The sequence below is a fragment of the Amycolatopsis iheyensis genome (assembly GCF_024703995.1).
GTDB classification, from domain to species: domain Bacteria; phylum Actinomycetota; class Actinomycetes; order Mycobacteriales; family Pseudonocardiaceae; genus Amycolatopsis; species Amycolatopsis iheyensis.
Window position 1 is genome coordinate 174524 of sequence record NZ_JAMXQV010000012.1, and the last position, 26419, is coordinate 200942.

Below are 26419 nucleotides of genomic sequence, written 5' to 3' on the forward strand. Positions count from 1 at the left end.
ACAAGATTCGGCGCCACGGGCACGCGGAAGAGCCACCATCCCCCGCGATGGTGGCTCTTCCGCGTTGGGTCAGTCCGCGAGGGCCAGCAGGTCGGCCTCGTCGCGGACCGGCTCTTCGACGGTCCGCTTGCGGGCCACCAGGCCGCTGATCGCGACCAGCAGGCCCAGCACCGCGATGCCGGTGACCACGCTCAGCGCCGGCGTCAGGCCGGTGAGGAGCGCGGCGGGTGACGCCTCGCCGCCGCCGTTGGCGGTCAGCACCGCCGTCACCACCGCGAGCCCGATCGCGCCGCCGACCTGCAGCGACGTGTTCAGCAGGCCGCCGGCCAGGCCCTGCTCGTCGTCCGCGATACCGGCCGTCGCCTGGATGTTCAGCGACGAGAACGCCAGCGTGAAGCCGATGCCGAGCAGGATCATGCTGGGCAGGACGTAGCCCGCGTACCCCGAGTGCTCGTCGATCCGCAGGAAGAGCGCGTACCCGAGGACGTGCGCGACGACGCCGGCGAAGATCGTCCGCGGCGTGCCGACGCGGTCGATCAGCGGCTCGATGCGCGGCGAGCCGAACGCCACGATCAACGCCGCCGGCAGGAAGCCGAGCGCGGTCTGCAGCGCCGACCAGCCGAGCACCCGCTGCAGGTACAGCATCACGACGAACTGGAACCCGATGTACGCGCCGAAGAACAGCGCGCCGCCGAGGTTGGCGCGGGCCAGCGGGCCGGAGCGCAGGATGCCCAGGCGCAGCAACGGGTGGCTGCTGCGCTTCTCGATGAGCACGAACGTCACCAGCAGGGCGAGCGCGACGGCGAACGTGATCAGCGTGCGCGGTGCGGCCCAGCCGATCTCGGGCGCTTCGACCACGCCGAAGACCAGCAGCAGCGAACCGGCGGCGCCGGTGATGGCGCCCGGGAAGTCGTACCCGCGGCCGCCTTCGGCGCGGTAGGACGGGATCAGCTTCCAGGCGGCGGCGAACGCGACCAGGGCGATCGGCGCGGGCAGCAGGAACGTCCAGCGCCAGCCGACCTCGGTCAGCAGGCCGGAGAAGACGAGGCCGGCGGAGTACCCGCTCGCGCCGAACACGGCGAAGATGCTGATCGCCTTGTTGCGGGCCGGGCCTTCCTGGAACGTCGTGGTGATGATGGACAGCGCGGCCGGCGCCGTGAACGCAGCGGCCAAGCCCTTGATGAAGCGGCTCGCGATGAGCAGCGCGCCGTCGTCGACGAGCCCGCCGAGCAGCGAAGCCAGCGCGAAGACGGCGACGGCCACGAGGAACACGCGACGCCGGCCGAGCAGGTCGGCGGTGCGGCCGCCGAGCAGCAGCAGGCCGCCGTAGCCGAGGACGTACCCGCTGACGACCCATTGCAGTGCGTTGGTGGACAGGCCGAGGTCGGCCTGGATGGCGGGCAGGGCCACGCCGACCATCGACACGTCGAGCGCGTCGAGGCCGATGACGATCGAAACCGTGAGCAGGACACCCCAGAGGCGCGCGTCCCACCGGGTGGAGGTGGTGGACAGGTACGCGGAAGAACTCATGACGGCGACACTACATGCACACGCATCTAATGTCTAAGCATTTAATGCGTTTGCATCTGATGTCCGTGCATGCTAGGTTGGTCGCCGTGAGCGACGTCGCTGAGCAAGGCCTGGTTCAGGAGTGGCACTCGCTGCTGGCGCGCTACTCGGCCGTGTTCAGCACGCTCGAGTGCCGGCTGCAGGAGCGCCACGGAATCGGCGCGAACGAGTTCGAGGCCCTGGAGCGGGTCGCCACCGGCGACTCGAAGTGCCGCTCGGCCGACCTCACCGAGGCCATCCACCTCAGCCAGAGCGCGACGTCCCGCCTGGTCGCCCGTCTGGAGAAGGAGGGCCTGGTCCAGCGAGCACTGTGCGAGGTGGACCGCCGCGGCATCTTCGTCACCCTCACCGACGCCGGCCGGGAGCGTTACCTCGCGGCGAAGCAAACGCACCGCGAAGTGCTGAACGAGACGCTGCGCTAGCCCACCGGGCCTTCGATGGCCTTGACCCGCACCTGCTGCTGAGCGCCTCCGGCATTCGACACGGTCAAAGTCAGCTGGTCACCCGGGTGGTGGGTGTCCATCACGTTGGTCAACGTCGTCGCCGAGGTGACCGGCGTGCCGTCGATTGCCGTGATCACGTCGCCCGCTGCCAGGCCTCCCTGCTGGGCCGGGCCGCTCGGGACCACCTGGCGGACCTGGGCGCCCTGGCCCTGGGCGTCCGCGACCGAGACGCCGATGAACGCCGTCTTGCCGATGTGGATCTTGTCCGTTGCCGTGCCCGCGATGATCTTGTGGGCGATGTCCACGGCCTGGTTGATCGGGATCGCGAAGCCCTGGCCGCCCGCGCCGCTGCGTCGGCCGTTCAGCTGGTAGCCCGTTGACGCCGCGGTGTCGACGCCGATGACCTGCGCGTCCGCGTTCACCAGCGGGCCGCCGGAGTCGCCCGACTCGATGTTCGCCTTGACCTGGATCAGGCCGGTGAGCTGCTCGGACGCGCCGCTGGACTCGTCGGACGCCGTGATCGACTGGTCCAGTGCGGCCACCGTGCCCGGGGCGGGGACCGGGTCGCCGCCGCGGCCGCCGGCGTTGCCGAGGCCGAGGATCTGGTCGCCGACGCGGACGGCCGAGGAGTCGCCGATCGTCGCCGTCGGCAGGCCGGAGGCGTCCTCGAGCTGGATGACCGCGATGTCCTCGCTGCGGTCGTAGCCCACAACTTCCGCTTTGTAGGTGTCCCCGGTGCCGATGCTGGTGACCTTGATGCTCGTCGCGCCCGCGACGACGTGGTTGTTGGTGAGCACCTCGCCGTCGGCGGTCAGCACGATGCCGGTGCCCGCCGCGGCCGCGCCCTGCAGGCCCAGCTCGGTGTTGATGTTGACGATCGCCGGGTTGACCTTGGCCGCCACGGCTTCGGCGTCGAGCACCTTCGCGGAGCTGGGCTGCCCGGAGAAGCCGAAGTTCTGGTTGCCAGCGGCGCTCTGGCCGTTCGACGCGGAGATGAAGTGGCCGATCCCGAGCCCGGCGACGACCGCGAGCGCGACGGCGACCACCGCGACGGTCAGCGCCCGAAGGGGATGGCGCTTGCGCGGCGGCGGCGGGACCGGCGGCGGGTAGCCGTACATCGGCTGCGTGTACTGCGGCGGGTACGGCCGGCCCCACTGGTCACGAGCCTGGCCGTACTGGTGCTCGTACGGCTGCTGCCCGTAGGACGGCTGCTGCCCATAGGGCTGCTGGTAGTAGCCGTACGGGTACTCGCCGCCGCCGTGGCGCCCTCGGTCGTACTCGCTCATGCACAGCTCCAGCCCTCGACAAGCCTCCGGCCGTTCCAGGAAACGCCCCATTCCTGAGAATTTCCTGGCGCGCTTCCATGGACTTGCTGTGGAAGTACCCGTGCCGGATCCCGAGACGAGCCGACGTGACCGACGTTACCCTCGAGGGGTGAAGCGCGCTGCCGTGTTCATGACCGCCGCGGTGCTCGCCGGCTGCGGCACCGAGGTGCCGCCGGGTGAGCCGCACCAGCTCCTGTTCGAGGTCTCCGGCACGGCGACCGTCAGCACCCTGACCTGCACGGTCGACGGCAAGGAGTCGACCGAGAACAACGTCGGGCTGCCGTGGCGACGCGTCTTCGAGTTCCCGCCCGGGACCGGGAAGCACGAGTACCGCGTCGTCCTGAAGTACGCGGACGGCTCGGTGAACGCGACGGCCAAGCTCGACGGCAAGCTGCAGAGCAGCAGCGCCGGCGCCGGCGACGGCCCGTCGACCCAGTCGCTGACCGGCGACTTCAGCGACTGACCAGCGCGACCTCCCGAACGGCGGCCGTCAGCTCGTCCGCGCGCTCCCGCACCGCGGCCACCTCGGGTGGGGCCGCCGCGCCGGAGTGGATCTCGATGCTCACCCCGGCCGTCGTCGCCGCGGCCCTCGCCGCCGCCACCGCCGCCGCGAGGTCGGTCGCCACCCAGGGGTCCGGGGGCACCCGGCCGGCCAGGTCGAGCACCGCCGCGGCGGCGGTGATCACCGCCGCCGCCGGTTCGCACGCGCGCCGGCGGGCTTCGGCCAGCGCGGACTCCCGAGCCGCGCCCGGCGGCATCCGCCGCGCGCGGGTCAGGACGGTCGCCGCGTGGGCCTCCTTCTCCGCCAGACGCAGCGCGTGCATGCTCAAGTCGCCGGCCTCGTGGGCGCCGGAGATCCGGCCGAGGAGGGCCGCGGCCTGGGCGACGTGCAACGCCGCCGTCGCGCCACCACCCGGGGACGCGTCCGAGGCGAGAGCCCTGAGGTAGTCGGTCATGATCTGGTCACGCATGATTCACCGCCGGATCCGTTCCATGCCGGGGTCGACCAGTGGCTCGGCGGCCACGGTGGCCGCGACCCGGCGCCCGAAGTACTCGATCTCCACGCCGCTGCCGACGTCCGCGGCCGCCGGGAGCCAGGCGTACGCGATCGGCCGGCCGATCGTGTAGCCGTACGCCGCGCTCGTGACGTAGCCCGCGGGCACCCCGTCGACGAACACCGGTTCCTTGCCCAGGACGACCGTGCGGCCGTCGTCGATCGTGAGGCACCGCAGGCGCCGTGAGGCCGTCTCTTCGCTCCGGCCCTCGATCGCCGCGCGACCGAGGAAGTCCCCCTTCGCCGGCCGGACCGCGAACCCGACCCCGGCTTCGTACGGGTCGTGCTCGGTCGTCATGTCGGTGCCCCACAGCCGGTAGCCCTTCTCCAGCCGCAGGCTGTTGAACGCCGCCCGCCCGGCCGCGATGACGCCGAGTGGCTGCCCGGCGGCCCACAGCGCGTCCCACAGCCGGAGGCCGTTGTCCGCGCTCGTGTAGATCTCCCAGCCGAGTTCGCCCACATAGGACAGTCGCATCGCGACCACCGGCACGCCGGCGATCCGCGCCCGCTTCGCGCGGAAGTACTTCAGGGCGGTGTGGGAGAAGTCCTCGCGGCTCAGCGGCTGCACGAGGTCCCGCGCCAGCGGTCCCCAGACGCCGACGCAGCACGTCCCACCGGTGACGTCCCGGACCTGAACCCCGGCCGGCGCGTGCTTGACGAGGTGGTCGACGTCGATGTTCCCGTTGATCCCGGCCTGGAACAGCTCCGGGCCGAGCCGCGCCACGGTGACGTCGCTGCGCACGCCGCCGGCGTTGTCGAGCATCAGTGTGTAGGTCACCGAACCGACCGACTTGTCGAGCTGGTTGGTCGTCAAGGACTGGAGGAACTCCAGCGATCCCGGCCCGCTGATCTCGACGCGCTTCAACGGCGTCATGTCGTACATCGCGACGCCGTTGCGGGTCTGCCACGCCTCGGCGGCCGCGATCGGCGAGTGGAACTGCGCCGACCACGCGTCCCGCGCCGGTGGCAGGGCGTCGTGCGGGAGCTTCTTCAGCAGCGGCGCGTTGGCCTCGAACCAGTGCGGCCGCTCCCAGCCGCCCGCCTCCAGGAACACCGCGCCCAGTTCGCGTTGCCGCGCGTGGAACGGCGTCACCCGCAGATCGCGCGGGGAAAGCTTGGGCTGCAACGGGTGCAGGATGTCGTAGACCTCGACGAAGCTCTGCTGCGCGGTCTCATCCACATAGGACCGCGCGAGCTGGACCTCCTCGAAGCGGTGGACGTCGACCTCGTGCAGGTCCACTTCGGACTGCCCGTCGACCAGCACCTGGGCCACCGCCTTCGCGATGCCCGCGGAGTGCGTCACCCAGATCGCCTCGGCGAGCCAGAACCCGCGGACGTCGGCCGACTCGCCGACCAGCGACTGACCGTCCGGGGTGAACGAGAAGATCCCGTTGAAGCCCTCCTCGACCTTGGTCCGGCGCAACGCCGGGAGCAGCAGCTTGCTCTCCTCCCAGGACGGCGCGAAGTCGTCCTCGGTGAAGGGCAGCATCGACGGCATGGCCGTCTCGCTCACCGTGAGATCCAAAGTGGACTCGTCGGCCGGCATCGGCCGGTGCGCGTAGGAGCCGATGCCGATCCGGTCGACGTGCTCGCGGAAGTACAGGTCCTGGTCCTGGTGGCGCAGGATCGGCAGGCTCGCCTCGAGTTCCTCGGTGTTCTTCCCGACCAGCTCCGCGACCTGACCGGTCTTCACGTACTGGTGCGCGAGCGGCAGCAGCGGCACGTCCATGCCGGCCATCGCGCCGATCTCCCGGCCCCAGAACCCGGCGCACGACACGACGATGTCGGCCGCGAAGTCGCCCTGGTCGGTCCGGACACCGGTGACCCGCCCGGCTTCCTGCGAGACGTCGGTCACGCGCGTCGAGCCGACGAACCGGGCGCCCCGCGAACCCGCCCGCGCGATCAGCACCTCGACCGCCTTCGCCGCCCGCGCGAGGCCGTCGGTCGGGGTGTGCAGCGCGCCGAAGATCTTCGAGCCGTCGAGCATCGGCCAGCGGCGCACGCACTCCTCGGCGTCGATGAGCGAACCCGGCACGCCCCACGACTGCGCCCAGCCGTGCTTGCGCTTCAGGTCTTCCCAGCGCGCCGGGGTGGTCGCGACCTCCATGCCGCCGACCTGGGTGAAGCAGTCCAGGCCGAGGAACTTTTCGACGGTGTACTTCGCGAAGTCCGTCATCGCCTTGGACGCGTTGGTCTGGAACACCAGCCCGGGCGCGTGCGAGGTCGACCCGCCGGTGCGCGGCAGCGGGCCCTGGTCGAGCACGGTGACGTCGGTCCAGCCGCGGGCGGTCAGCTCGTCGGCGAGGTTGGCGCCGACGATGCCGGCGCCGATGATCACTACTCGCGGTGCGGTCATGGCGGACTCCTAACGAAACACGACAGTGCTGTTGCCGTTGAGCAGGACGCGGCGCTCGCAGTGCCAGCGGACCGCGCGGGAGAGGGCGAGGGCTTCGGCGTCACGGCCGACGGTCACGAGCTCGCGCGGCGAGTACGTGTGGTCGACGCGCTGCACCTCCTGCTCGATGATCGGGCCCTCGTCGAGGTCGGGCGTGACGTAGTGCGCGGTCGCGCCCACGTACTTGACGCCGCGGTCGTAGGCCTGGTGGTAGGGCTTGGCGCCCTTGAACCCGGGCAGGAACGAGTGGTGGATGTTGATCGCGCGGCCTTCGAGCTTCTGGCACAGCTCGTTGGACAGCACCTGCATGTACCGCGCGAGCACGACCAAGTCCGCTTCGTACTCGCCGACCAGGTCCAGGAGCCGTTGCTCCGCCTCGGGTTTGGTGTCCGGCGTGACCGGCACGTGCACGAACGGCACGCCGGCGGCCTCGGCCATCGGCCGCAGGTCCTCGTGGTTCGAGACGACCACCGCGATCTCCGCGCCGAGCCCACCCGCGCGCCAGCGGAAGAGCAGGTCGTTGAGGCAGTGCCCGAACTTCGAGACCAGCACCAGGATCCGCGGCGGCGTCCCGTCGGAGAAGCCGAACTCCATGCCGAAGTCCCCGGCCACCGGCGCGAACGCCCGCGTCAGATCATCCACTGTGGATTCCTCGGCGCAGGTGAACGACGTGCGCAGGAACAGCGAGCCGCGGACGTCGTCGTCGAACTGCTGGTGCTCGACGATGTCACAACCCTGCCCGACCAGGAACGTCGTGACGGCGTGGACGATGCCCGCACGCTCCGGGCACTTGAGCGTCAAGGTGAAGGTCATCGGACGTACTCCAGGCTCGCGTCGGCCAGCCACGCCTTGAAGTAGTCCGAAAAGGACTGCCGCACGAGGATGGTGTAACCCTCTTCCCGGACCATGAGCACGATTCCCGTGCGCGCGAACAACGTCTGCACGCACGTGCCCGGCGGAGATGCCTCCAGGTCGATCGAGCACCCGTGCGCCAGGACATCGGCCGCGTGCGAGCCGGTCAGCCGCACGACGTTCCGCTGCGCCGACACATCCACCACCGCCAAGACCGCACTTTCACGGGAAAGTGCGGCTTCCAGGTCGGCACTTTCACGTGAAAGTGCGGGGCCCAGGACGAGGTATTCGTCCGGGCCCATCCAGAGGATGTCGACGCCGTTGCCGCTGGTGTAGCGGCACGGGCCGGGCAGCTCGACGCCGAGCAGGGACTGCCCGTCGCGGAGGCGGACGGTGAGCTGGGTGCGGAACGGTTCGTCGACCGCGTCAACCGTCACGGCGGGCTCCTTCCTTGTCGAAGAGCACGGATTCGGTCACGGTCACCGGCACCACCTGGTCGCCGACCGGGACGTACAGCGTCTCCCCGATCCGCTCCCGGCCCGAGCGCACCAGCGCCAACGCGAAGGTGCGGCCCAAAGCGGCGCTGTCGTAGCTGGAGGTGACGTGGCCGAGCATCCGCACCGGCGGTTCACCGACGGTCTCGGACTCGATGATCTGCGAGCCTTCCGGCAGCAGCACCGACGGCTCGACCGGCAGCAACCCGACCAGGTGCTTGCGGTCGGGCCGGGTGTTCTCGGCGCGGGCGAAGGACCGCTTGCCGATGAAGTCGGCCTTCTTCTTCGACACCGCCCACGCCATCCCGAGGTCCTGCGGGGTGACGGTGCCGTCGGTGTCCTGGCCGATGATCGGGTAGCCCTTCTCGGCCCGCAGGACGTGCATGGTCTCGGTGCCGTACGGCGTCGCCCCCTCGTCCGCGATGGCCTGCCACAGCTCGGGCCCGTGCCACGACCGGACGTTGATCTCGTAGGCCAGCTCGCCGGAGAAGCTGATCCGGCACACGCGCGCCGGCAGGCCGGCCACTTCGGCGTCCTGCCAGGCCATGAACCCGAAAGCCTCGTTCGAAACGTCGAGGTCCGGCGCCAGGCGGCCGAGCACCTCCCGCGAACGCGGCCCGACCAGCGGGATCGTGGTCCAGTGCTCGGTGACCGACGTCGCGAAAACCCGCAGGTGCGGCCACTCCGTCTGGAGCCACTCCTCCATCCACTCGAGGACCATCGCCGCGTTGCCGGTCGTCGTGGTCACCAGGAAGCGGTTCTCGGCGACGCGGATGACCGTGCCGTCGTCGATCACCATGCCGTCGACACCGCACATCACGCCGTAGCGGATCCGGCCGACCTTGAGGGTGCTCATCATGTTCGTGTAGAGCATGTCGAGGAACCAGCCGGCGTCCGGGCCCTGGACGTCGATCTTGCCCAGCGTGGACCCGTCCATGAAGGCGACGTCGTTGCGCGCCGCCCGGCACTCGCGCAGCACGGCGTCGTGCATCGACTCCCCCGGCCGCGGGTAGTACCACGGCCGCTTCCACTGGCCGACGTTCTCGAACTCGGCGCCGTGCTCGACGTGCCACGGGTGGATCGTGGTGACGCGCACGGGATCGTGCAGCTCACCGCGGTTGCGCCCGGCCAGCGCCGCGAACGGGACCGGCGTGTAGGGCGGCCGGAACGTCGTCGGCCGGCGGTCGGCGAGGTCGGCGCTCAACGCCTCGGCGGTGATCCCCGCGGCGAGCATGCCGGAGGTCTTGCCCTGGTCGTGCGCGGTGCCGATGGTGGTGTAGCGCTTGACGTGCTCCAGCGAGCGCAGGCCGGCGCCGGTCGCGCGCAGGACGTCGGACACCGTGGCGTCGCGCTGCTGGTCCACGAACCGGGTGTCCACTTCGGACGCCGGCGCGGGCACCTGCCAGAGCACCTTCGTCGCCGGCAGGCCCTCCCCCGCGGCCGCACCGACGACGCTCACGTTCGGCAGGTCACCGGCCGGGACGTACGCACCGAGTTCCGAGGAGTACCGGAGGGTGCCGCGAGCTTGGCTGTAGAGGTGCACGGCCGGGTTCCAGCCGCCGGACACGAGCAGCAGGTCGCACGGCACCCGCTCCCCCTGAGTCTCGCCCAGTTTCGCGACGTGGGCGGCCGTGATGTGGGTGTCGCCGTCGGTGCCGATGACGCCGTAGCCCTCGCGGGCGTCGACGATCCGCACGATCTCCGCCCCGGCGCCGGCCAGGTCGGACGCGGCGTCGAGCGCGCTGTCGTTGGTGGTGAACACGACCACGCGCCGCCCGGCGAGCACGCCGTACCGGTTCAGGTAAGTCCGGGCCGCGGAAGCGAGCATGATGCCGGGACGGTCGTTGTCCGGGAAGACGATCGGCCGTTCGTGGGCGCCGGTGGCGACGACGATCCGCTTCGCGCGGATCCGCCAGACCCGCTGCCGCGATATCCGCTCGGGGGCCGCTTGCTCGCCCCGGCGTTCCAGTGCCAGCACGAAACCGTCGTCGTAGACGCCGAACGCCGTGGTGCGCGAGAGGAACCGGACTCCTTCGGGAGCTTCGCCGCCGGGCTGGTCGTCCACGAGCAGCACCCGGCCTTCCGCGGCGCGGGCGGCGGCGAGACCGGCGGGTCCGGCGCCGATCACCAGGACATCGCAGTGGGCGTGCTTCGCGTCGTACCGCGCCGGGTCTGGTTCGGCGGCCAGGCGGCCCTGACCACGCAGGCCGCGGGCTTCCAGACCGTCGTACAGCTCGACCGTGGTCGCCGACAGCATCGGCTCGGGGAACGGCTTTTCGATCTGCACCAAGGCGTTCGAGTCCTCGACGCCGGCGCCGACGATGCCACGCGGCCGGCCGTACTTGATGCTCGTCGCGACGTGGTGGATGCCGTTGGCCAGCAAGGCGGACGCCAGGGTGTCGCCGAGGTAGCCGGTCAGCTCGCGGCCGTCGAAGGTGAACTTGAGCGGGACGCCGGACAACCGCGTCATGAGATCACCGGCCTGGGCTCGTCGAGGCGGTAGACCGCCAGGAGGTCGTGGGTGCGGGTGTCGCGGACGGCGTTGAACCAGCGTCGGCAGCCCGCGGAGTGGGTCCAGCGCTCGGCGAACGGTCCGCTCGGGTTTTCGCGGAAGAAGACGAACTTCGCCCACTCTTCGTCCGACATCGCGGCCGGGTCGGCGGGGTAGGCGACGTGCGCTTGGCCACCGTAGTGGAACTCGGCTTCCTCGCGGGGCCCGCACCAGGGGCAGGGAATCAGTTGCATGTGGACACTCCTAGTGCGCGACGGCGGCGGCGCCGTGCTCGTCGACGAGGGCGCCGGTGGTGAACCGGTCGAGGGTGAACGGTTCGGCGTACTCGTGCGGCTTGCCCCGCGCGATGGTCGCCGCGAAGACGTCGCCGACTCCCGGCGTCGCCTTGAAGCCGCCGGTGCCCCAGCCGCAGTTGAGGAACAGGTTCTCGACCGGGGTGAGCCCGACGATCGGCGAGGCGTCCGGGCTGACGTCGACGATGCCCGCCCACGTCCGCAGCAGGTGCGCCCGCGCGAACACCGGGAACAGCTCGAGCGCGGCCGCCATCTGGTCCTCGATGATGTGGAACGAGCCGCGCTGGCCGTAGCCGTTGTAGCTGTCGATGCCCGCGCCCATCACCAGTTCGCCCTTGTGCGCCTGGGAAACGTAGACGTGCACGGCGTTCGACATGACGACCGTCGGGTGGATCGGTTCCAGCAGCTCGGACACCAGGGCCTGCAACGGGTGCGAGACGAGCGGCAGGTCCAGGCCGACCATGCGGGCCAGCACCGACGAGTGCCCGGCCGCGCACAACGCGACCTTGCCCGCGGCGATCCGGCCCCTGCTGGTGTTCACCGCGGAGACCCGGCCGGCCGTGGTCTCGATGCCGGTGACCTCGCAGTTCTGGATGAGGTCGACACCCAGCTCGTGCGCGGCCCGCGCGAAGCCCCACGCGACGTAGTCGTGCTTCGCGATGCCCGCGCGGGGCTGGTAGGTCGCGCCGAGCACCGGGTAACGCACGTCCGGCGCGGTGTTGACGATCGGGCAGATTTCCTTGACGCCGTCGGCGTCCACCCATTCGGCGTCGATGCCGTTGAGCTTGTTGGCCTCGACGCGGCGGACGCTGTCGCGGACGTCCTGCAGGCTGTGCGCCAGGTTCAGCACCCCGCGCTGGCTGAACAGGATCGGGTAGCCGAGGTCCTCTTCGAGCCCTTCCCACAGCTTGAGGGAGTGCTCGTAGATGCCGGAGCTCTCGTCCCAGAGGTAGTTGGAGCGGATGATCGTGGTGTTGCGGGCCATGTTGCCGCCCGCGAGCCAGCCCTTCTCCAGCACGGCGACGTTGGTGATGCCGTGCACCTTGGCCAGGTAGTACGCGGTGGCGAGCCCATGCCCGCCGCCGCCCACGACGACGACGTCGTAGCTCTTGCGCGGTTCGGGGTTGTCCCAGAGGAAGTCCGGGTGTTCGGGCAGGTCGGTCATCGGGTCTCCTCCCCGGGGTACAGCGGGAACGCCTCGGCCAGCGCCGTGACGCGGGCTCGCAGCTTCCCTGCGTCGTAGCCGGGCCTCAACGCTTCGGCGATGACGTCGGCGGCCTCGCGGAACTCGGCGTCGCCGAACCCGCGGGTGGCCAGGGCCGGCGTGCCGATCCGCAGACCGGAGGTGACCATCGGCGGCCGCGGGTCGAACGGGACGGCGTTACGGTTCACGGTGATGCCGACCTCGTGCAGCCGGTCTTCGGCCTGCTTGCCGTCGAGTTCGGAGTTCCGCAGGTCGACGAGCACCAGGTGGACGTCGGTGCCGCCGGTCAGCACGTCGATCCCGCCGTCCAGGAGCCGCTCGGCCAGGAGCTTCGCGCCGCTGAGCGTCCGCTGCTGGCGTTCCACGAACTCGGGCTCGGCCGCCATCTTGAACGCGACGGCCTTGGCGGCGATGACGTGTTCGAGCGGGCCGCCCTGCTGACCGGGGAAGACCGCGGAGTTGACCTTCTTGGCCAGCGCCGGGTCGTTGGTGAGCACGACGCCGCCGCGCGGGCCGCCGAGGGTCTTGTGCGTGGTGGTCGTCGTGACGTGCGCGTGCGGCACCGGCGACGGGTGCAGCCCGGCGGCGACCAGGCCGGCGAAGTGGGCCATGTCGACCATCAGGTACGCGCCGACCTCGTCGGCGATCTCGCGGAAGCGGGCGAAGTCCAGCTGCCGCGGGTAGGCCGACCAGCCGGCGATGATCAGCTTGGGCCGGTGTTCCCGCGCGAGCCGGGCGACCTCGGCCATGTCGACGCGGAAGTCCTTTTCGGACACTTCGTAGGCGGCGACGTCGTAGAGCAGGCCGGAGAAGTTGATCCGCATGCCGTGCGTCAGGTGGCCGCCGTGGGCCAGCGAGAGGCCGAGGATCTTGTCGCCGGGCTTCAGGAGCGCGGCCATCGCGGCGGCGTTGGCCTGCGCGCCCGAGTGCGGCTGGACGTTGGCGAACCCGGCGCCGAACAGCGCCTTGACGCGGTCGATGGCCAGCTGCTCGAGGACGTCGACGTGCTCGCAGCCGCCGTAGTAGCGGCGGCCGGGGTAGCCCTCGGCGTACTTGTTGGTGAGCACCGACCCCTGCGCCTGGAGCACGGACAGCGGGGCGAAGTTCTCGGAGGCGATCATCTCCAGCGTCGACTGCTGCCGGTGCAGCTCGGCGCCGATCGCTTCGGCGACCGCCGGGTCGTAGTCGGCCAGAGTTCGGTTGAGCACCGGGTCGATCGTCGCGGTCATCGCGAAACCTTCCGTGGTCGACTTCTGATATATCAATCGTCGATGTAGGCTAAGCGGCGTGCACCCACAGGTCAATCCCCCATCCTTGGCGGAACAGGCGTACCGCTTCGTCCGCGACCGGCTCGTCATGCTCGACATCCCGCCGGGCGCGCCCATCAACGAGGACGAACTGGGCGCGACGCTCGGCATGGGCCGGACGCCGATCCGCGAGGCGCTGAAACGGCTGGAGTCCGAACGGCTGGTCGTCGCCTACCCGCGGCGCGGGACGTTCGCCACCGACGTCCACATCTCCGACCTCGCGCACATCTCCGAGGTGCGGCGGACGCTGGAGCCGATGGCCACGGCCGCCGCGGCCGAGCGCGCGACCGCGGCCGACCGGGCCACGCTCACCGAGCTGCGCGCGCAGCTCGACGCCGGCGTGCCCACCGGCGACAACAACGAGCTGCTGCGCACCGACCTCGCCCTGCACCGGGCGATCTACGGCTGCGTGCACAACCCGTTCCTCGAGGACACGCTGATCCGGTACGACAACCTCGCGACCCGGATCTGGTGCGTGTTCGTGCCCCGGCTGTCGGGGATGGCCGGCCACGTCGACGAGCACGTCCCGCTCCTCACCGCGATCATCGAAGGCGATGCCGAGAAGGCGGCCGCGCTCACGCTCGAGCACGTCACCGGCTTCGAGGCCGCCATCCGGGCGTTGATCTAGCTGTTCAGCCGGGCGCGGACCCAGTCGTGGAACGCGCCGATGTGGTGCTCGCTGGGCACGAGCACCCCGCCGTTGACGTAGGAGCGCGAGTCCATCGCGAGCTGGCAGCGTTCGCAGGCCTCGAAGTCCTGCAGGTTGACGCGGTGGAACAGCTCGACCGACCGGGTGAGGTCCCGGCCGGACTCGACCACTTCGGGCAGGTACAGCCAGTCGCAGCGGACCAGCGTCCGGTCCGGGGCCAGCGGGAACATCCGGTGGAAGATCACGTGGTCCGGCACGAGGTTGACGAAGACGCCCGGCTTGACGGTGATGGCGTAGTACTTGCGGTCCTGCGCTTCGGAGACGCCGGGGAGGCGGTCGACCCCCTCGCTGCCGTCGATGGTGAAGCCCTTGACCTCGCCGCCGAACTGGGCGCCGTGGCCGACGTAGTACTGCGCGGCGTAGCCGTCGGCGAACTCCGGGAGAACCTCGGTGAGCTCCGGGTGGATCGTCGCGCAGTGGTAGCACTCCATGAAGTTCTCGATGATCTGCTTCCAGTTGGCCTTCACGTCGTACTCGATGCGCTTGCCGAGCGCGAGGCCGTCGAGGCCGTAGGCGTCGATCTCGGTCGGGCCGCCCAGCCGTTCGGTGACCGCGCCGACAACGGTCTCCTCGAACGACGGCGGCTCGTCGGCCAGGCAGACCCAGGCGTAGCCGAGCCATTCCCGCAGGTGGAGTTTCGTCAGCCCGAACTCGGTGCGGTCGACGTCGGGCATCCCGGTGAGGTTGGGGGCCGCGACGAGCTTGCCGTCGAGGCCGTAGGTCCAGGCGTGGTACGGGCACTGGAAGGCCCGCTTGACCGTGCCGCGTTCGGACGTGCAGAGCCGCGCGCCGCGGTGCCGGCAGACGTTGAGGAACGCGTTGAGCTTGCCATCGCGCCCCCGCGAGACCAGGACGCTCTCCTTGCCCACCTGCACGGTCTCGAACGCCCCCGGCCCGGCGAGGTCGGCGCTGCGCACGGCGCAGAACCAGTCGGCCTCGAAGATCTTCGCCTGCTCCAGCGCGAAGACCGCCGGATCGGTGTAGGCGGAACCCGGCAGCGTGGCGAGCAGGCTCGGCGGGAGATCGATAGCGGTCACCGGCGTGGTCCTCTCCGCGGATCAGTTCGGGAGTTGCGCATAACGCGTCTTGTTGCTCACTCCGGAACAGAGTGACTGCCACCCCGTAACGATGTCAACCCAAGTTTTTCAGCGCCCACCACAGGTTTCACCCACACGGCGTGCCTGAAGAGTCAACTCGCGTGATTGGAGGGTCGACACGCGTGATCAGAGGGTCGACACGGCCCAGGCAGCCCGCGCGCCGTGTCGACCCTTCAGTCACGCGTGTCGACTCCCCAATCACGCGTGTCGACCTTTCCGTCACATCGCGGGGCCGGTGATTGCGCGGTGGAAGAGGGTTTCGATCTCTTCGCGGGTCGGGCGGGGGTCGGCCAGGGCCGCTTGCATCAGGAGGCCGCAGAAGAGGCCGGCCAGCAGGCGGCCGGTCAGCGGGTCGGTTCGGGAGCCGAAGAACGCGATGAGCGCTTCGTCCCAGGCCGCGCTCGCCGCGCGGAGCCGGGGACGATGCAGAGCCGCGACGTACAGGTCGTACTCGACCACCGTGTCGCGGTACTGCTCGTTGATGTAGCCCATCACCAGGTCGGCGAGCGCCGCGGCGAAGTCGGCGTCCGGCGGGAGGGCCGACTCCCACTCCTTCAGCGCGTGGACGTTCTTCTCCGCCGCCTCGTGCAACGCGACTTCGAGCAGGTCGTCCAGCGTCGCGAAGTGGTAGGTCGTCGACCCCAGCGGGACGCCGGCCGCGGCCGCCACCGACCGGTGCGTGAGCCCGTCGATCCCGCGTTGCGCGACGACCTCGATCGCCGCCTTCGCGATCCGCGCGCGCCGGTCGGGGTCGTTCGGGCCGCGCCGCCGGGCGCCGGGTTCGCTCTTCGCCATCGAGCCCCCTTGTGGACATCTGTACACACTTCGCGTACAAATGTACGCACTCTTGACGCGAACCGGCCACCACCGATCCGGAAGGAGCCGGAGTGAAGGACCTCCACATCGACGGCATCTGGCTGGACGCGTCCACCGGGACGCGTTCCGACGTGCTGAACCCCGCGAGCGGCGAGGTCATCGTGACCGTCGCCGAGGCGGGCCGCGCGGAGGTGGACGCCGCCGTCAGAGCCGCCCGGAGGGCCTTCGACGAGGGCCCGTGGCGGCAGACGACCGCCACCGAACGCGGCACGCTGCTCCGCCGCACCGCCGACCTCCTGGTCCGCGACCGCGAAGACCTCGCCCGCACCGAGAGCCTCGACACCGGCAAGACCCTCGGCGAGGGCCGCATCGACATCGACGACGTCACCAACGTCTTCCGCTACTACGCCGACCTCGCCGGCAAGGACGCCGGCCGCCTGGTCGACGCGGGCAGCGCGAGCGTCGTCAGCCGGATCACGTACGAGCCGGTCGGCGTCTGCGCGCTGATCGCGCCGTGGAACTACCCGCTGCTCCAGATGTCCTGGAAGGTCGCGCCCGCCCTGGCCGCGGGCAACACCGTCGTGCTGAAACCGAGCGAGGTCACGCCGCTGACCACGATCAAGCTGGTCGCCCTGCTCGAAGAAGCCGGCGCGCCGGCCGGCGTGGTGAACCTGCTGCTCGGCGACGGCCGGGTCGGCGCGGCGATGGTCGAGCACCCGGGTGTCGACCTGGTCTCCTTCACCGGCGGTTACGCGACCGGGGAGAAAATCATGGCGGCCGCCGCGAAGGGCGTCCGGCGTGTGGCGCTGGAGCTCGGCGGCAAGAACCCGAACGTGGTCTTCGCCGACGCCGACTACGACACCGCGCTCGACTACGCGCTGCTGGCCGCGTTCGTCCATTCGGGACAGGTCTGCTCGGCGGGCGCGCGCTTGATCGTCCAGGATGAGATCCATGACCGGTTCGTGGCGGACCTCGCCGCGCGCGCCGACCGGATCCGGGTCGGCGACGGCCTCGACCCCGCGACCGAGACGGGCCCGCTCGTCTCGGCGCAGCACCGCGCCAAGGTCGAGGGCTACATCCGAGGCGCGATCGAAGCCGGCGCGACGCTCCGGGCGGGCGGCAAGCGTCCCGAGGGCGCGCGGTACGAAAACGGCTTCTTCCTGCGCCCGACCGTGTTCTCCGACTGCACCAGGGACATGGCGATCGTCCGGGAAGAGGTCTTCGGCCCGGTCGTCACCGTGGAACGCTTCACCGAAGAGGCCGACGCGATCGCGCTGGCCAACGACACCGAGTACGGGCTCGCCGGAGCCGTGTGGACGTCGGACGCGTCCCGCGCCCAGCGGGTCGCCGGGGCCCTGCGCCACGGCACCGTGTGGATCAACGACTACCACCCCTATCTGCCGCAGGCGGAGTGGGGCGGGTTCGGGAAGTCCGGCATCGGCCGCGAGCTCGGACCGTCCGGGCTGGCGGAGTACCAGGAGCACAAGCACGTCTACCAGAACATCGATCCGGTTCCGCAGCACTGGTTCAAGGGCTGATCCCCCTCCCCACCACGTGAGGACGTTGCCATGACCACGCAAGAAAAGCCGGCGGGCGGGGGGCCTGCCCCGGACGACAGCTCCGACCTCGAGAAGTTCGGCTACCGCCAGGAGCTCGAACGCTCGTTGGGCTCCTTCTCCAGCTTCGCCGCGGGTTTCTCCTACATCTCGATCATGACCGGCGTGTTCCAGCTGTTCTTCTTCGGCTTCGCCTCGGGCGGGCCGGCGTTCATCTGGACCTGGCCACTCGTGTTTCTGGGCCAGCTCGCCGTCGCGCTGTGCTTCGCCGAGCTCGCCGGCCAGTTCCCGCTCGCCGGGTCCGTTTACCAGTGGGCGAAACAGATCGCGAAACCGGCGACGTCGTGGCTGGCCGGCTGGATCATGATCATCGGCGCCATCGTGACGGCCGGCGCCGTCGCGGTCGCCTACCAGATCATCCTGCCGCAGGTCTCGACCGCGTTCCAGATCGTCGGCAGCGACTCCGACGCCGGCCTGACGTCGACCCCGGGCGGGGCGCAGAACGCCATCATCCTGGCCTTGGTGCTCGTCGTGTTCGCCACGATCGTGAACGTCATCGGCGTCAAGCTGATGGCGAAGATCAACAACTTCGGCGTCGCGGTGGAACTGTCCGCGGTCATCCTGCTGATCATCGCGCTGGCCATCCACATCAAGCGTGGTCCGCAGGTCGTCTTCGAAACGCACGCCACGGGTGACGGTCACTCACTCGGGTATCTCGGGGCGTTCCTGGTGGCGTCGCTGATGAGCGCGTACGTCTTCTACGGCTTCGACACCGCGGGCTCGCTCGCCGAAGAAACCACCCAGCCGCGCAAGCACGCGCCGCGCGCGATCCTGCGGGCGCTCACCGCGTCGTTCATCGTCGGCGGCCTGGTGATGCTGGTCGGCATGATGGCGGTCGGCAACATCAACGCCGAAGAGCTGACCACGTCCGGCATGCCGTACCTGCTGAAGAGCACTCTCGGCGAAGGGCTCGGGGACGCGTTCCTGATCTGCTCGGCGATCGCGATCACCGTCTGCTGCCTCGCCGTGCAGACCGCGGCGATCCGGATGGCGTGGGCGATGGCCCGCGACGGCCGGCTGCCGTTCAGCAAGGCGATGGCGAAGGTGTCGCCGCGCTCGAAGACGCCGATCCTGCCCGCGCTGCTCACCGGCGGCCTCACCGTCGTGGTGCTGCTGATCAACCTCGGCAACCAGCGGGCGTTCTTCATCCTGACCTCGACCGCGATCATCCTGTTCTACATCCCCTACCTGATGGTCACCGGCCCGATGCTGCTGCGCCGCCTGCGTGGGCAGTGGCCGCGCCCGGAGCACGGGCCGTACTTCAAGCTCGGCCGCTGGGGCACGTTCGTGAACGCGGTCGCGGTGCTCTACGGCGCCGGGATGACGATCAACCTGATCTGGCCGCGCGCCGAGGTCTACGGCGACGACCACTGGTACTTCCAGTGGGGCGCGGTGATCGTCACCGGGCTGATCATCGTCGTCGGTGCGATCATGCTCTACATCCGGCGCGGCACCTGGGGTTCGTCGCACACGAGCCCCGAGCACATGCCCGACACCGCCCCGGATTCGCTACCCGGCTGAGGAGGCCCCATGAGTTCCGATACCTACGACTTCGTCATCGTCGGCGGTGGCTCGGCGGGCTGCGCGCTGGCGAACCGGCTGTCCGCGGACCCGTCGAACAAGGTCCTCGTCCTGGAAGCGGGGCGGTCGGACTACAAGTGGGACGTCTTCATCCACATGCCGGCCGCGCTGACCTTCCCGATCGGGTCGAAGTTCTACGACTGGGGCTACCGCAGCGAGCCCGAGCCGCACATGAACCGGCGCCGCATCTACCACGCGCGCGGCAAGGTGCTCGGCGGGTCGTCCAGCATCAACGGGATGATCTTCCAGCGCGGCAACCCGATGGACTACGAGCGCTGGGCCGGCGACGCCGGGATGTCCACTTGGGACTACGCGCACTGCCTGCCGTACTTCAACCGCATGGAGAACTGCCTGGCCGATGCTCCCGACGGCCAGTGGCGCGGACACGACGGACCGCTCGAACTCGAACGCGGCCCGGCGACCAACCCGCTCTTCGGCGCCTTCTTCGACGCCGCCGAGCAGGCGGGTTACCCGCGCACCGACGACGTCAACGGCTACCGCCAGGAAGGCTTCGCGGCCTTCGACCGCAACGTCCGGAAAGGACGGCGGCTGTCCGCGGCGGGCGCGTACCTGCACCCGGTGGAGAACCGGCCCAACCTCACGGTGAAGACGCACGCCTTCGTGTCGCAGATCCTCTTCGACGGCACCCGCGCGATCGGCGTCGAGTACGCCGAGGGCCGGGGCGTGCCGGGTGAGGTGTACGGCAAGGAGATCATCCTCTGCGGTGGGGCGATCAACAGCCCGCAGCTGCTGCAGCTCTCCGGCGTCGGCAACGCGGCCGATCTGGAGAAGCTCGGCATCGACGTCGTGAAGGACCTGCCGGGTGTCGGCGAGAACCTGCAGGACCACCTGGAGGTGTACATCCAGTACGCCTGCAAGCAGCCGGTGTCGATGCAGCCGTCGCTGGCGAAGTGGAAGCGGCCCTACATCGGCGCGCAGTGGCTGTTCCTGCGGAACGGCCCGGCCGCCACCAACCACTTCGAGGGCGGCGGGTTCGTCCGGTCCAACGACGAGGTGAAGTACCCGAACCTGATGTTCCACTTCCTGCCGGTGGCGATCCGCTACGACGGGTCGGCGCCCACGGAAGGCCACGGCTACCAGGTGCACGTCGGCCCGATGTACGCCGACACCCGTGGCTCGGTGAAGCTCACCTCCACCGACCCGCGGCAGCACCCGGCCATCAAGTTCAACTACCTCTCGACCGAGAACGACCGCAAGGAATGGGTCGAGGCCGTGCGGGTGGCCCGGAAGATCCTCAACCAGTCCGCGATGGACCAGTACAACGGCGGGGAGATCTCGCCGGGGCCGTCGGTCGAGACGGACGAGGAGATCCTCGACTGGGTCGCCAAGGACGCCGAGACCGCGCTGCACCCGTCGTGCACCGCGAAGATGGGCGTGGACGAGAAGTCCGTCGTCGACCCGCAGACCATGCGGGTGCACGGCACCGAGGGCCTGCGCGTCGTCGACGCTTCGGTCATGCCCTACATCCCCAACGGCAACATCTACGCGCCGGTGATGATGACGGCCGAGAAGGCCGCCGACCTCATCCTCGGCAACACCCCGCTGGCCCCGATCAAGACGCCGTTCTACCGGCACGGAGAGAACTAGCCCGGACGTCGCAGCGCCCGTACCGCCATCCTCGGTACGGGCCTTCGACGTGCCCGGATTACCCGTTACCCGGTAACGGAAACTACCGGGGCGTACCCCCTTGACGACGTCCTTCACGGCACTCAGACTTTGTTGCGGATCACAGTTGATGTTCCCCAATGCGCAACACTCGGAGGAGTCATGATTCGCGCATGCACCGTGGACGAGCTGCCCCCCGGGGAGTCCGTCCGGATCCCCGGGGCCCCCGCCATCGCGGTGTTCCACACCGAAGACGGCGAGCTGTACGCCATCGACGACACGTGCACCCACCAGGACGCCTCGCTGGCCGACGGCTGGCTCGAAGGCTGCTTCGTCGAGTGCCCGCTGCACGCCGCGCTGTTCGACCTGCGCACCGGTATGCCGAGCTGCCTGCCCGCGAAGGAACCGGTGCGCACGTACCCGGTCGTCGTCGACGAAGGGGTCGTCTACATCCAGGGCACGGCCCGGGAGGACGCCGCGTGAAGCGGATCGCGGTCGTCGGCGCGTCGCTCGCCGGGGTCCGCGCCGCGCAGGAGCTGCGCGCGCAGGGCTACGACGGCGGGATCGTGCTGATCGGCGAAGAGCGGCACCTGCCTTACGACCGGCCGCCGCTGTCCAAGGGTTTTCTGGCCGGGACCACTTCCCGGGCCTCGCTGGAGCTGCTCGACGCCGGCGACCTCGCGTCACTGGCGCTCGACTTCCGGCTCGGCGTGCGCGCGACGGCGCTGGAGCCGTCGGACCGCCGCGTCCGGTTGTCGGACGGCAGTTCGGTGCACGCCGACGGCGTCGTCATCGCCACCGGCGGCCGCGCCCGCACGCTCCCGGGGTTCGAAGGCGCCCACACGCTGCGGTCGATCGACGACGCGCTCGCCCTGCGCGAGGCCCTGGTCCCCGGGGCGCGCGTGGTCGTGGTCGGGGCCGGGTTCATCGGCGCCGAGGTGGCTTCGACGTGCCGCGCCCTGGGGCTCGAGGTGACCGTCTTGGAGGCATTGCCGGCGCCGCTCGCGCCGGTGCTCGGCCCCGAGCTGGCCGCGGTGTGCGCGCGGCTGCACGCCGACCACGGCACCGACCTGCGCTGCGGCGTGTCGGTGACGGGCATGGATCCCTCGGGCGTCCACCTGGCCGACGGCTCGATGGTCCCGGCCGACGTCGTCGTGACGGGCGTCGGGATGACCCCGGCGACCGACTGGCTGGCCGGCTCGGGGTTGAAGGTCGGCAACGGCGTCCACACCGACACCGGGCTGGTCACCGAGCTGCCGCAGGTGGTCGCGGTGGGCGATGTCGCGCGGTACGGCGGACGGCGGCACGAGCACTGGACGAACGCGTCCGAGCAGGCGCCGGTCGCGGTGGCGAACCTGCTCGCCGGGCAGACCGCACGCACGTACTCGCCGAGCGGGTACGTCTGGTCGGACCAGTATTCGGGCACTCTGCAGCTGGCCGGGCACCCGCGTCCGGACGACTCGCTCTCGGTGGTCGACGGCGAGCTGTCGGCCTCGTCGTTCGCGGCGGTCTGGGCGCGCGACGGCGAGACGGTGGGCGTGTTCGCGCTGAACAACGCGAAGCTGTTCAACCGCCTGCGCCGCCCGCTCCGGCGCCCGGCCGTCGTCTGAAAGTCTCAACCGAGGTTTCAAAGATACGCTTCAGCCACATGGAGCTGACTCTCGACGAGCTGCGGGCGCTGACCGGCTGGGCCGCCGACTGCGCCGCACGAGCCCTGCCGCTGATCCCGGGTGACCCGCGCCCGGCGGCGGCCATCTCGGCGGCGCGGGAGTTCGCTTCGGGGGGTCCACGCACGAAGGCCCTGCGCACGGCGGCCTGGGCCGCGTTGGCCGCGGCGGGGGCGGCCGAAGACCCGGCGGCTTCGGCGGCGGCCCGAGCCGCCGTCGGCGCGGCGGGCGCGGCCTACCTGCACCCGCTGGAGTCGCCACACCAGGTCAAGCACATCGTCGGTCCGTCCCAGCAGGCGGCGCTGGCGTGCGAACTCGCCGGCGGCGACGCCTCGGCCGAGATCGCCTGGGCGCTGGACCACGCCCCGCCGGAGGTCCGCGAGCTCCTGCGCCGCTTCCCACCGGGCAAGCCGGGCCGCACCCGCCTCGGCGAGCTGCACCGGCAGCTGGAGACCGCGCTGCGCGGCTGAGGTGCTCACGGACGCGCGGCCAGCACCGCCGCGAGACCTTCGCGCAGGTCCCGGACGAAGAACCCGGGCACCTCCAGCGACGGGAAGTGCCCACCGGCTTCGGGCGCGCGCCAGCGGACGATCTGCCGGTACCGCTCCCGCGCCCAGGGACGCGGGGTCTTCTCGATGTCGCGGGGGTACATGGTGACCGCCGCCGGGACGTCGACCCGCAGCTCGGGGTCGAGCGAGTTGTGGCTCTCGTGGTAGATGCGAGCCGCCGACGCGCCACTGCGCGTCAGCCAGTACAGCGTGACGTCGTCGAGCACGCGGTCCCGGGAAACCGTCTCGAACGGGCTGTCCCCGGTGTCCGTCCACTCGGCGAACTTGTCGAGGATCCAGGCGAGCAGCCCGACGGGTGAGTCGACGAGCGCGTAGCCGATGGTCTGCGGCCGGGTCGCCTGCTGCTTCGCGTACGCCGCGCGGTGCCGCCAGAAGTGGCGGGTTTCCTCGGTCCACCGGCGTTCCTCCGCCGTCAGCCCGTCGGTGGACAACCCGGGCGGGGCCTCCGCGAACGTCGTGTGGACGCCCAGCACGTGCGCCGGAAAGCGGCCGGCGAGGACCGTGGTGATGGTGCCGCCCCAGTCACCGCCGTGGGCGGTGAACTCCGCGTAGCCGAGCCGTCCCATCAGCTCCACCCAGGCGGCGGCGATCTTCTCGGTGCCCCACCCGGTGGTGGCCGGCTTGCCGCTGTAGCCGAAGCCCGGCAGCGAGGGGGCCACGACGTGGAACGCCGGCGCGGTCGCGTCCGCCGGATCGGCGAGCTCGTCGATGACGTCGACGAACTCGGCGACGCTGCCCGGCCAGCCGTGCGTCATGACCAGCGGGGTGGCGTCCGCCCGCGGGGACCGGCGGTGCAGGAAGTGGATGCCCAGCCCGTCGATGGTCGTGCGGAACTGGCCGATCTCCTCGAGCCGCGCTTCGAACCCGCGCCAGTCGTACCCGGTGCGCCAGTAGGCCACGACGTCGGCGAGGTCGGCGAGCGGGACGCCCTGGTCCCAGCGGCGGGCGCCGTGGACCGTCTCGGCTTCCGGCAGCCGCGCCGCGGCCAGCCGCGCGCGCAGGTCGTCGAGGTCGGCGTCGGGAGCGTGGGCTTCGAACGGGTGCACCTCGCGGGTCATGTCGGGCCTCCTGATCGTCGCGGAACCGGCTTTGCTGGTTCTGAACCGGCTGAGAAGGTTCTAACACGGACCGTCGGCCACGAGCAACCTGCTAAGCTGGTTCCGTGGCGGCCCGGTACCCCGACTTCCGGCTCGGCAGCGTGCTGGCGACGAGCTTCACGGCGACCCTGACCGAGCGGTGTGGTGACGCCCTGGAACGCATCCCCACGCCGCAGCGGCTCGTCGATTGGCTGGCCGTGAGCGGTCTCGCCGTCGAGTCCTGCACTCCCGCGCAGCTCGACCTCGCCCGCGAGCTGCGGGAAGCCATCCACGCCGCCGCGACCGCGACCGCGCGCGGGGAAGCGCTGCCCGCGGCCGCCGTCCAAGTCATCAACGAACGCAGCACGCGGGGCCGGGCCGCGCCGGTGCTCACGCCCGAGGGCGACCGGCGCTGGCAGCTCGGCTCGGCTTCCCGCGTGGAAGACGCCTTGAGCGTCATCGCCGCCGACGCGATCGGCATCGTCTCCGGCGAACGCGACGGGCGGATGGCCTTGTGCGGGTCGCCGACCTGCCAGGCCGCTTTCTTCGACACGAGCCAGAGCCGCACCCGCCGGTGGTGCGACATGGGCACGTGCGGGAACCGCGAGAAAAAAGCGCGCTACCTGGCCAACCAGCGCAAGAAGTCCGGCTAGAGCGAGAGCTCGTCGAGGTCCGATTCCAGGCGGGCCCGCCAGGTCCAGCGGCGCTCGGTCTTGTCGACGTCTTCACCGGCGGGCGGGCCCAGCGGCAACGCCGGGTCCACGATCCCGAACGTCACCCGGTACGCCAGCACCGAAGCCGCGGTGCGGATCCACGCGTCGCCCGACGCGCCCGCCGGTGGCGCGACGCCGAGCGCGTGGCCGAACCAGGTCGGGAGCAGGGCGTTCGAGCCCAGCGCGTCCGTGATGCGGGTGCGCAGCCGCACCTGCAGGTCGTGCCAGGCCCGCTCCGCCCGTTCCAGCTGCGGGACGATCCGCGCCTCGACCGCGTCCGCCTCGCGCAGCGCGAGCTTCGCCTGCTCCGCCGCCTCCTCCGCGGCCGGGATCTCTTCGTCCAGCAACGTCCGGCGCCGCGTCGACAACGCCCGCAACGACGACTCGGCGTCCCCGCGGCCGCGCGCCGCCCGATCGGTCGTGGCCAGCACACCGATCACGGCCAGCAGATCGCCGTCGCAGCGGGACAACGCCTCGCGGACCTCGGAAAGGCGCGCGATCTCCTGCTGGTGGCGGGCGCGCTGCTCCTTCGTGACGAGCTCCTTGTGCAGGTCGTCCCAGCGGGCGGCCTCCGCGGCCAGCGCCCGCGTCTCCGCGCCGACGTCGTCGAGGTTCACCTGCGGCACGCCGTCGGACACGCGCACCGCGCGCTCCAGGGCCTGCACCTGCTGCTGCAGCCGCTCCAGCTGCCGACCGAGCTGGTCGATCCGGCCCTCCTGGACCGGCTCCGGCCGGAGCTGCTCGGCGAACTCCTCGCGCAACGCGGCATCGCGGGCGTCGACGTCCTCGATCGCCGTGCGCAACCCGTCGACCGCCGCGAACAGCTCGTCGAGGTCCCGGCGGGTGGTGTCCGGGTACTCCTGGTACTCCTGGGTGAATTCGGGGTCGTCGCCGTAGGTCGCGTAGCCGTGGCTCATGGGATCCGGCTTTCCCGCCACAGCAGCCCGGCCGTGGCCGCGACGCCCAGCGCCGTCAGGATCGTGCACACGACCGCCCCCGGCCACGGAACCAGCGCCGCGACCAGCAGCACCGCCGTGACGCTGCCCGCCCACGCCGCCCGCGTCCGCTCGCGGATGACGTCGCCGACGCGACGGACCGGTCCGAAGCCGATCCACAGCCCCGCTGCGAACAGCGGAACGAGCGCGAGCAGCCACACCGGTTCGAGGACGTCGAACAGGACCAGCGCCGCGGCGACCAGCGGCACCAGCACCGGCGGGGCCGCGAAGTAGACGACCGCGCGCTGCGTCGCGGCGTGCCGGGACTCCAGCTCGGCGTTCGCGAGCCGGTGCTTCGCCTCGTCGAACGCCAGCTCGGCGTCGAGCAGCCGGTGGGCCGTCGCGACGAGCTCGTCCATCGCCTCGACGTCGGCGGGTGGGGTCGTCAGCCCGTCGCGCAGGTCCTGCTTGAGCCGGCCCACGCGGGTTTCCGCCTGGTCCCGGTCGTGCTGGGCTGGAGTCGTCACGCGAACACTTTAAGTGCCACGGCCGTCACCACCGGACAA

The 26419-nt window shown here is 70.8% G+C and carries 25 protein-coding genes; 10 read left to right on the forward strand and 15 right to left on the reverse strand.

Features of this window, described 5'->3' with window-relative positions; translation table 11 throughout:
• Positions 1-69: 69 nt before the first annotated feature.
• On the reverse strand, positions 70-1530 hold the full coding sequence (locus M8542_RS23195; RefSeq protein WP_257922308.1) for an MFS transporter: 1461 nt from the start codon (positions 1528-1530) through the stop codon (positions 70-72).
• An 86-nt stretch (positions 1531-1616) separates the two neighbouring features.
• On the opposite strand from M8542_RS23195, the gene M8542_RS23200 reads away from it, so the two are divergent.
• Positions 1617-1991: a MarR family winged helix-turn-helix transcriptional regulator gene (locus tag M8542_RS23200; protein WP_257922309.1), complete on the forward strand. Its 375-nt coding sequence runs from the start codon at positions 1617-1619 to the stop codon at positions 1989-1991.
• Here the strand turns inward: M8542_RS23200 and M8542_RS23205 are convergent.
• Positions 1988-3298 (reverse strand): S1C family serine protease, encoded by a 1311-nt coding sequence (locus M8542_RS23205; RefSeq protein WP_257922310.1) that lies wholly within the window; start codon positions 3296-3298, stop codon positions 1988-1990. The two genes, M8542_RS23200 and M8542_RS23205, sit on opposite strands and share 4 nt — an antisense overlap.
• Positions 3299-3446: 148 nt before the next feature.
• Here M8542_RS23205 and M8542_RS23210 point away from each other — a divergent pair, with 148 nt between their 5' ends.
• Positions 3447-3800: a hypothetical protein gene (locus M8542_RS23210; RefSeq protein WP_257922311.1), complete on the forward strand. Its 354-nt coding sequence runs from the start codon at positions 3447-3449 to the stop codon at positions 3798-3800.
• Here the strand turns inward: M8542_RS23210 and M8542_RS23215 are convergent.
• From M8542_RS23215 to glyA, 8 genes are read right to left on the reverse strand one after another with little or no spacing between them, the layout of a single operon-like run.
• Positions 3790-4308, reverse strand: coding sequence for a cyclodeaminase/cyclohydrolase family protein (locus M8542_RS23215; RefSeq protein ID WP_257922312.1), 519 nt, complete (start codon positions 4306-4308; stop codon positions 3790-3792). The genes M8542_RS23210 and M8542_RS23215 overlap by 11 nt on opposite strands.
• A gap of 3 nt (positions 4309-4311) precedes the next feature.
• Positions 4312-6747, reverse strand: coding sequence for a GcvT family protein (locus M8542_RS23220; RefSeq protein WP_257922313.1), 2436 nt, complete (start codon positions 6745-6747; stop codon positions 4312-4314).
• Between the two features lie 9 nt (positions 6748-6756).
• Positions 6757-7599 (reverse strand): formyltetrahydrofolate deformylase, encoded by an 843-nt coding sequence (gene purU / locus M8542_RS23225; RefSeq protein ID WP_257922314.1) that lies wholly within the window; start codon positions 7597-7599, stop codon positions 6757-6759.
• Complete coding sequence (locus M8542_RS23230; protein ID WP_257922315.1) at positions 7596-8075, reverse strand: sarcosine oxidase subunit gamma; 480 nt, start codon at positions 8073-8075, stop codon at positions 7596-7598. Before M8542_RS23230 ends, purU begins: the two co-directional genes overlap by 4 nt.
• The gene (locus M8542_RS23235) at positions 8065-10602 is read right to left on the reverse strand and encodes a 2Fe-2S iron-sulfur cluster-binding protein (RefSeq protein WP_257922316.1); all 2538 of its coding nucleotides are present in this window, start codon (positions 10600-10602) and stop codon (positions 8065-8067) included. Before M8542_RS23235 ends, M8542_RS23230 begins: the two co-directional genes overlap by 11 nt.
• Positions 10599-10877, reverse strand: coding sequence for a sarcosine oxidase subunit delta (locus tag M8542_RS23240; RefSeq protein ID WP_257922317.1), 279 nt, complete (start codon positions 10875-10877; stop codon positions 10599-10601). The genes M8542_RS23235 and M8542_RS23240 overlap by 4 nt, the downstream gene beginning before the upstream one ends.
• Before the next feature lie 10 nt (positions 10878-10887).
• A complete protein-coding gene (locus M8542_RS23245; RefSeq protein ID WP_257922318.1) occupies positions 10888-12102 on the reverse strand; it encodes a sarcosine oxidase subunit beta family protein in 1215 nt (404 codons plus the stop codon).
• Positions 12099-13370, reverse strand: coding sequence for a serine hydroxymethyltransferase (gene glyA, locus M8542_RS23250; protein ID WP_257922319.1), 1272 nt, complete (start codon positions 13368-13370; stop codon positions 12099-12101). Before glyA ends, M8542_RS23245 begins: the two co-directional genes overlap by 4 nt.
• A gap of 58 nt (positions 13371-13428) precedes the next feature.
• Between glyA and M8542_RS23255 the strand changes: the two genes are divergently transcribed.
• Positions 13429-14076, forward strand: a complete 648-nt coding sequence (locus M8542_RS23255; RefSeq protein WP_257922320.1) for a GntR family transcriptional regulator — start codon at positions 13429-13431, stop codon at positions 14074-14076.
• Here the strand turns inward: M8542_RS23255 and M8542_RS23260 are convergent.
• Both M8542_RS23260 and M8542_RS23265 read right to left on the reverse strand, forming a co-directional pair.
• A complete protein-coding gene (locus M8542_RS23260) occupies positions 14073-15194 on the reverse strand; it encodes an aromatic ring-hydroxylating oxygenase subunit alpha (protein ID WP_257922321.1) in 1122 nt (373 codons plus the stop codon). The genes M8542_RS23255 and M8542_RS23260 overlap by 4 nt on opposite strands.
• Positions 15195-15473: 279 nt before the next feature.
• Positions 15474-16049, reverse strand: coding sequence for a TetR/AcrR family transcriptional regulator (locus tag M8542_RS23265; protein ID WP_257922322.1), 576 nt, complete (start codon positions 16047-16049; stop codon positions 15474-15476).
• Positions 16050-16141: 92 nt separating this feature from the next.
• Between M8542_RS23265 and M8542_RS23270 the strand changes: the two genes are divergently transcribed.
• The 6 genes from M8542_RS23270 (at position 16142) to M8542_RS23295 (ending at position 23030) form a co-directional block, all read left to right on the forward strand.
• Entirely contained in the window at positions 16142-17608 is a 1467-nt protein-coding gene (locus M8542_RS23270; RefSeq protein WP_257922323.1) for an aldehyde dehydrogenase family protein, read from the forward strand.
• Between the two features lie 30 nt (positions 17609-17638).
• Complete coding sequence (locus M8542_RS23275; RefSeq protein WP_257922324.1) at positions 17639-19207, forward strand: amino acid permease; 1569 nt, start codon at positions 17639-17641, stop codon at positions 19205-19207.
• Between the two features lie 9 nt (positions 19208-19216).
• On the forward strand, positions 19217-20875 hold the full coding sequence (betA, locus tag M8542_RS23280; protein WP_257922325.1) for a choline dehydrogenase: 1659 nt from the start codon (positions 19217-19219) through the stop codon (positions 20873-20875).
• Positions 20876-21055: 180 nt separating this feature from the next.
• Complete coding sequence (locus M8542_RS23285) at positions 21056-21376, forward strand: bifunctional 3-phenylpropionate/cinnamic acid dioxygenase ferredoxin subunit (RefSeq protein ID WP_257922326.1); 321 nt, start codon at positions 21056-21058, stop codon at positions 21374-21376.
• Positions 21373-22503 carry an NAD(P)/FAD-dependent oxidoreductase gene (locus M8542_RS23290; RefSeq protein WP_257922327.1) on the forward strand — a complete coding sequence of 377 codons (1131 nt, stop codon included), beginning with the start codon at positions 21373-21375 and terminating at the stop codon, positions 22501-22503. The genes M8542_RS23285 and M8542_RS23290 overlap by 4 nt, the downstream gene beginning before the upstream one ends.
• A 38-nt stretch (positions 22504-22541) precedes the next feature.
• Positions 22542-23030 carry a putative immunity protein gene (locus tag M8542_RS23295; protein WP_257922328.1) on the forward strand — a complete coding sequence of 163 codons (489 nt, stop codon included), beginning with the start codon at positions 22542-22544 and terminating at the stop codon, positions 23028-23030.
• Positions 23031-23035: 5 nt separating this feature from the next.
• Here M8542_RS23295 and M8542_RS23300 read toward each other — a convergent pair whose 3' ends face one another.
• The gene (locus M8542_RS23300; RefSeq protein WP_257922329.1) at positions 23036-24187 is read right to left on the reverse strand and encodes an epoxide hydrolase family protein; all 1152 of its coding nucleotides are present in this window, start codon (positions 24185-24187) and stop codon (positions 23036-23038) included.
• 104 nt (positions 24188-24291) lie between these two features.
• Here M8542_RS23300 and M8542_RS23305 point away from each other — a divergent pair, with 104 nt between their 5' ends.
• Positions 24292-24858, forward strand: a complete 567-nt coding sequence (locus M8542_RS23305) for a CGNR zinc finger domain-containing protein (protein WP_257922330.1) — start codon at positions 24292-24294, stop codon at positions 24856-24858.
• On the opposite strand, the gene M8542_RS23310 is transcribed toward M8542_RS23305, so the two are convergent.
• Together M8542_RS23310 and M8542_RS23315 are read right to left on the reverse strand one after the other, a co-directional pair.
• Entirely contained in the window at positions 24855-25835 is a 981-nt protein-coding gene (locus M8542_RS23310) for a hypothetical protein (protein WP_257922331.1), read from the reverse strand. The genes M8542_RS23305 and M8542_RS23310 overlap by 4 nt on opposite strands.
• Positions 25832-26380, reverse strand: a complete 549-nt coding sequence (locus M8542_RS23315; protein WP_257922332.1) for a hypothetical protein — start codon at positions 26378-26380, stop codon at positions 25832-25834. The genes M8542_RS23310 and M8542_RS23315 overlap by 4 nt, the downstream gene beginning before the upstream one ends.
• Between the last annotated feature and the right edge of the window lie 39 nt (positions 26381-26419).

Excerpts from the sequence above, each read along its gene's own strand:
- purU (WP_257922314.1), bottom strand. The coding sequence starts at position 7,599 with ATGACCTTCACCTTGACGCTCAAGTGCCCGGAGCGTGCGGGCATCGTC.
- M8542_RS23310 (WP_257922331.1), bottom strand. The coding sequence starts at position 25,835 with ATGAGCCACGGCTACGCGACCTACGGCGACGACCCCGAATTCACCCAG.
- M8542_RS23220 (WP_257922313.1), bottom strand. The coding sequence starts at position 6,747 with ATGACCGCACCGCGAGTAGTGATCATCGGCGCCGGCATCGTCGGCGCC.
- M8542_RS23265 (WP_257922322.1), bottom strand. The coding sequence starts at position 16,049 with ATGGCGAAGAGCGAACCCGGCGCCCGGCGGCGCGGCCCGAACGACCCC.
- M8542_RS23285 (WP_257922326.1), top strand. The coding sequence starts at position 21,056 with ATGATTCGCGCATGCACCGTGGACGAGCTGCCCCCCGGGGAGTCCGTC.
- betA (WP_257922325.1), top strand. The coding sequence starts at position 19,217 with ATGAGTTCCGATACCTACGACTTCGTCATCGTCGGCGGTGGCTCGGCG.
- M8542_RS23240 (WP_257922317.1), bottom strand. The coding sequence starts at position 10,877 with ATGCAACTGATTCCCTGCCCCTGGTGCGGGCCCCGCGAGGAAGCCGAG.
- M8542_RS23275 (WP_257922324.1), top strand. The coding sequence starts at position 17,639 with ATGACCACGCAAGAAAAGCCGGCGGGCGGGGGGCCTGCCCCGGACGAC.
- glyA (WP_257922319.1), bottom strand. The coding sequence starts at position 13,370 with ATGACCGCGACGATCGACCCGGTGCTCAACCGAACTCTGGCCGACTAC.
- M8542_RS23295 (WP_257922328.1), top strand. The coding sequence starts at position 22,542 with ATGGAGCTGACTCTCGACGAGCTGCGGGCGCTGACCGGCTGGGCCGCC.
- M8542_RS23215 (WP_257922312.1), bottom strand. The coding sequence starts at position 4,308 with ATGCGTGACCAGATCATGACCGACTACCTCAGGGCTCTCGCCTCGGAC.
- M8542_RS23235 (WP_257922316.1), bottom strand. The coding sequence starts at position 10,602 with ATGACGCGGTTGTCCGGCGTCCCGCTCAAGTTCACCTTCGACGGCCGC.
- M8542_RS23245 (WP_257922318.1), bottom strand. The coding sequence starts at position 12,102 with ATGACCGACCTGCCCGAACACCCGGACTTCCTCTGGGACAACCCCGAA.
- M8542_RS23195 (WP_257922308.1), bottom strand. The coding sequence starts at position 1,530 with ATGAGTTCTTCCGCGTACCTGTCCACCACCTCCACCCGGTGGGACGCG.
- M8542_RS23300 (WP_257922329.1), bottom strand. The coding sequence starts at position 24,187 with ATGACCCGCGAGGTGCACCCGTTCGAAGCCCACGCTCCCGACGCCGAC.
- M8542_RS23205 (WP_257922310.1), bottom strand. The coding sequence starts at position 3,298 with ATGAGCGAGTACGACCGAGGGCGCCACGGCGGCGGCGAGTACCCGTAC.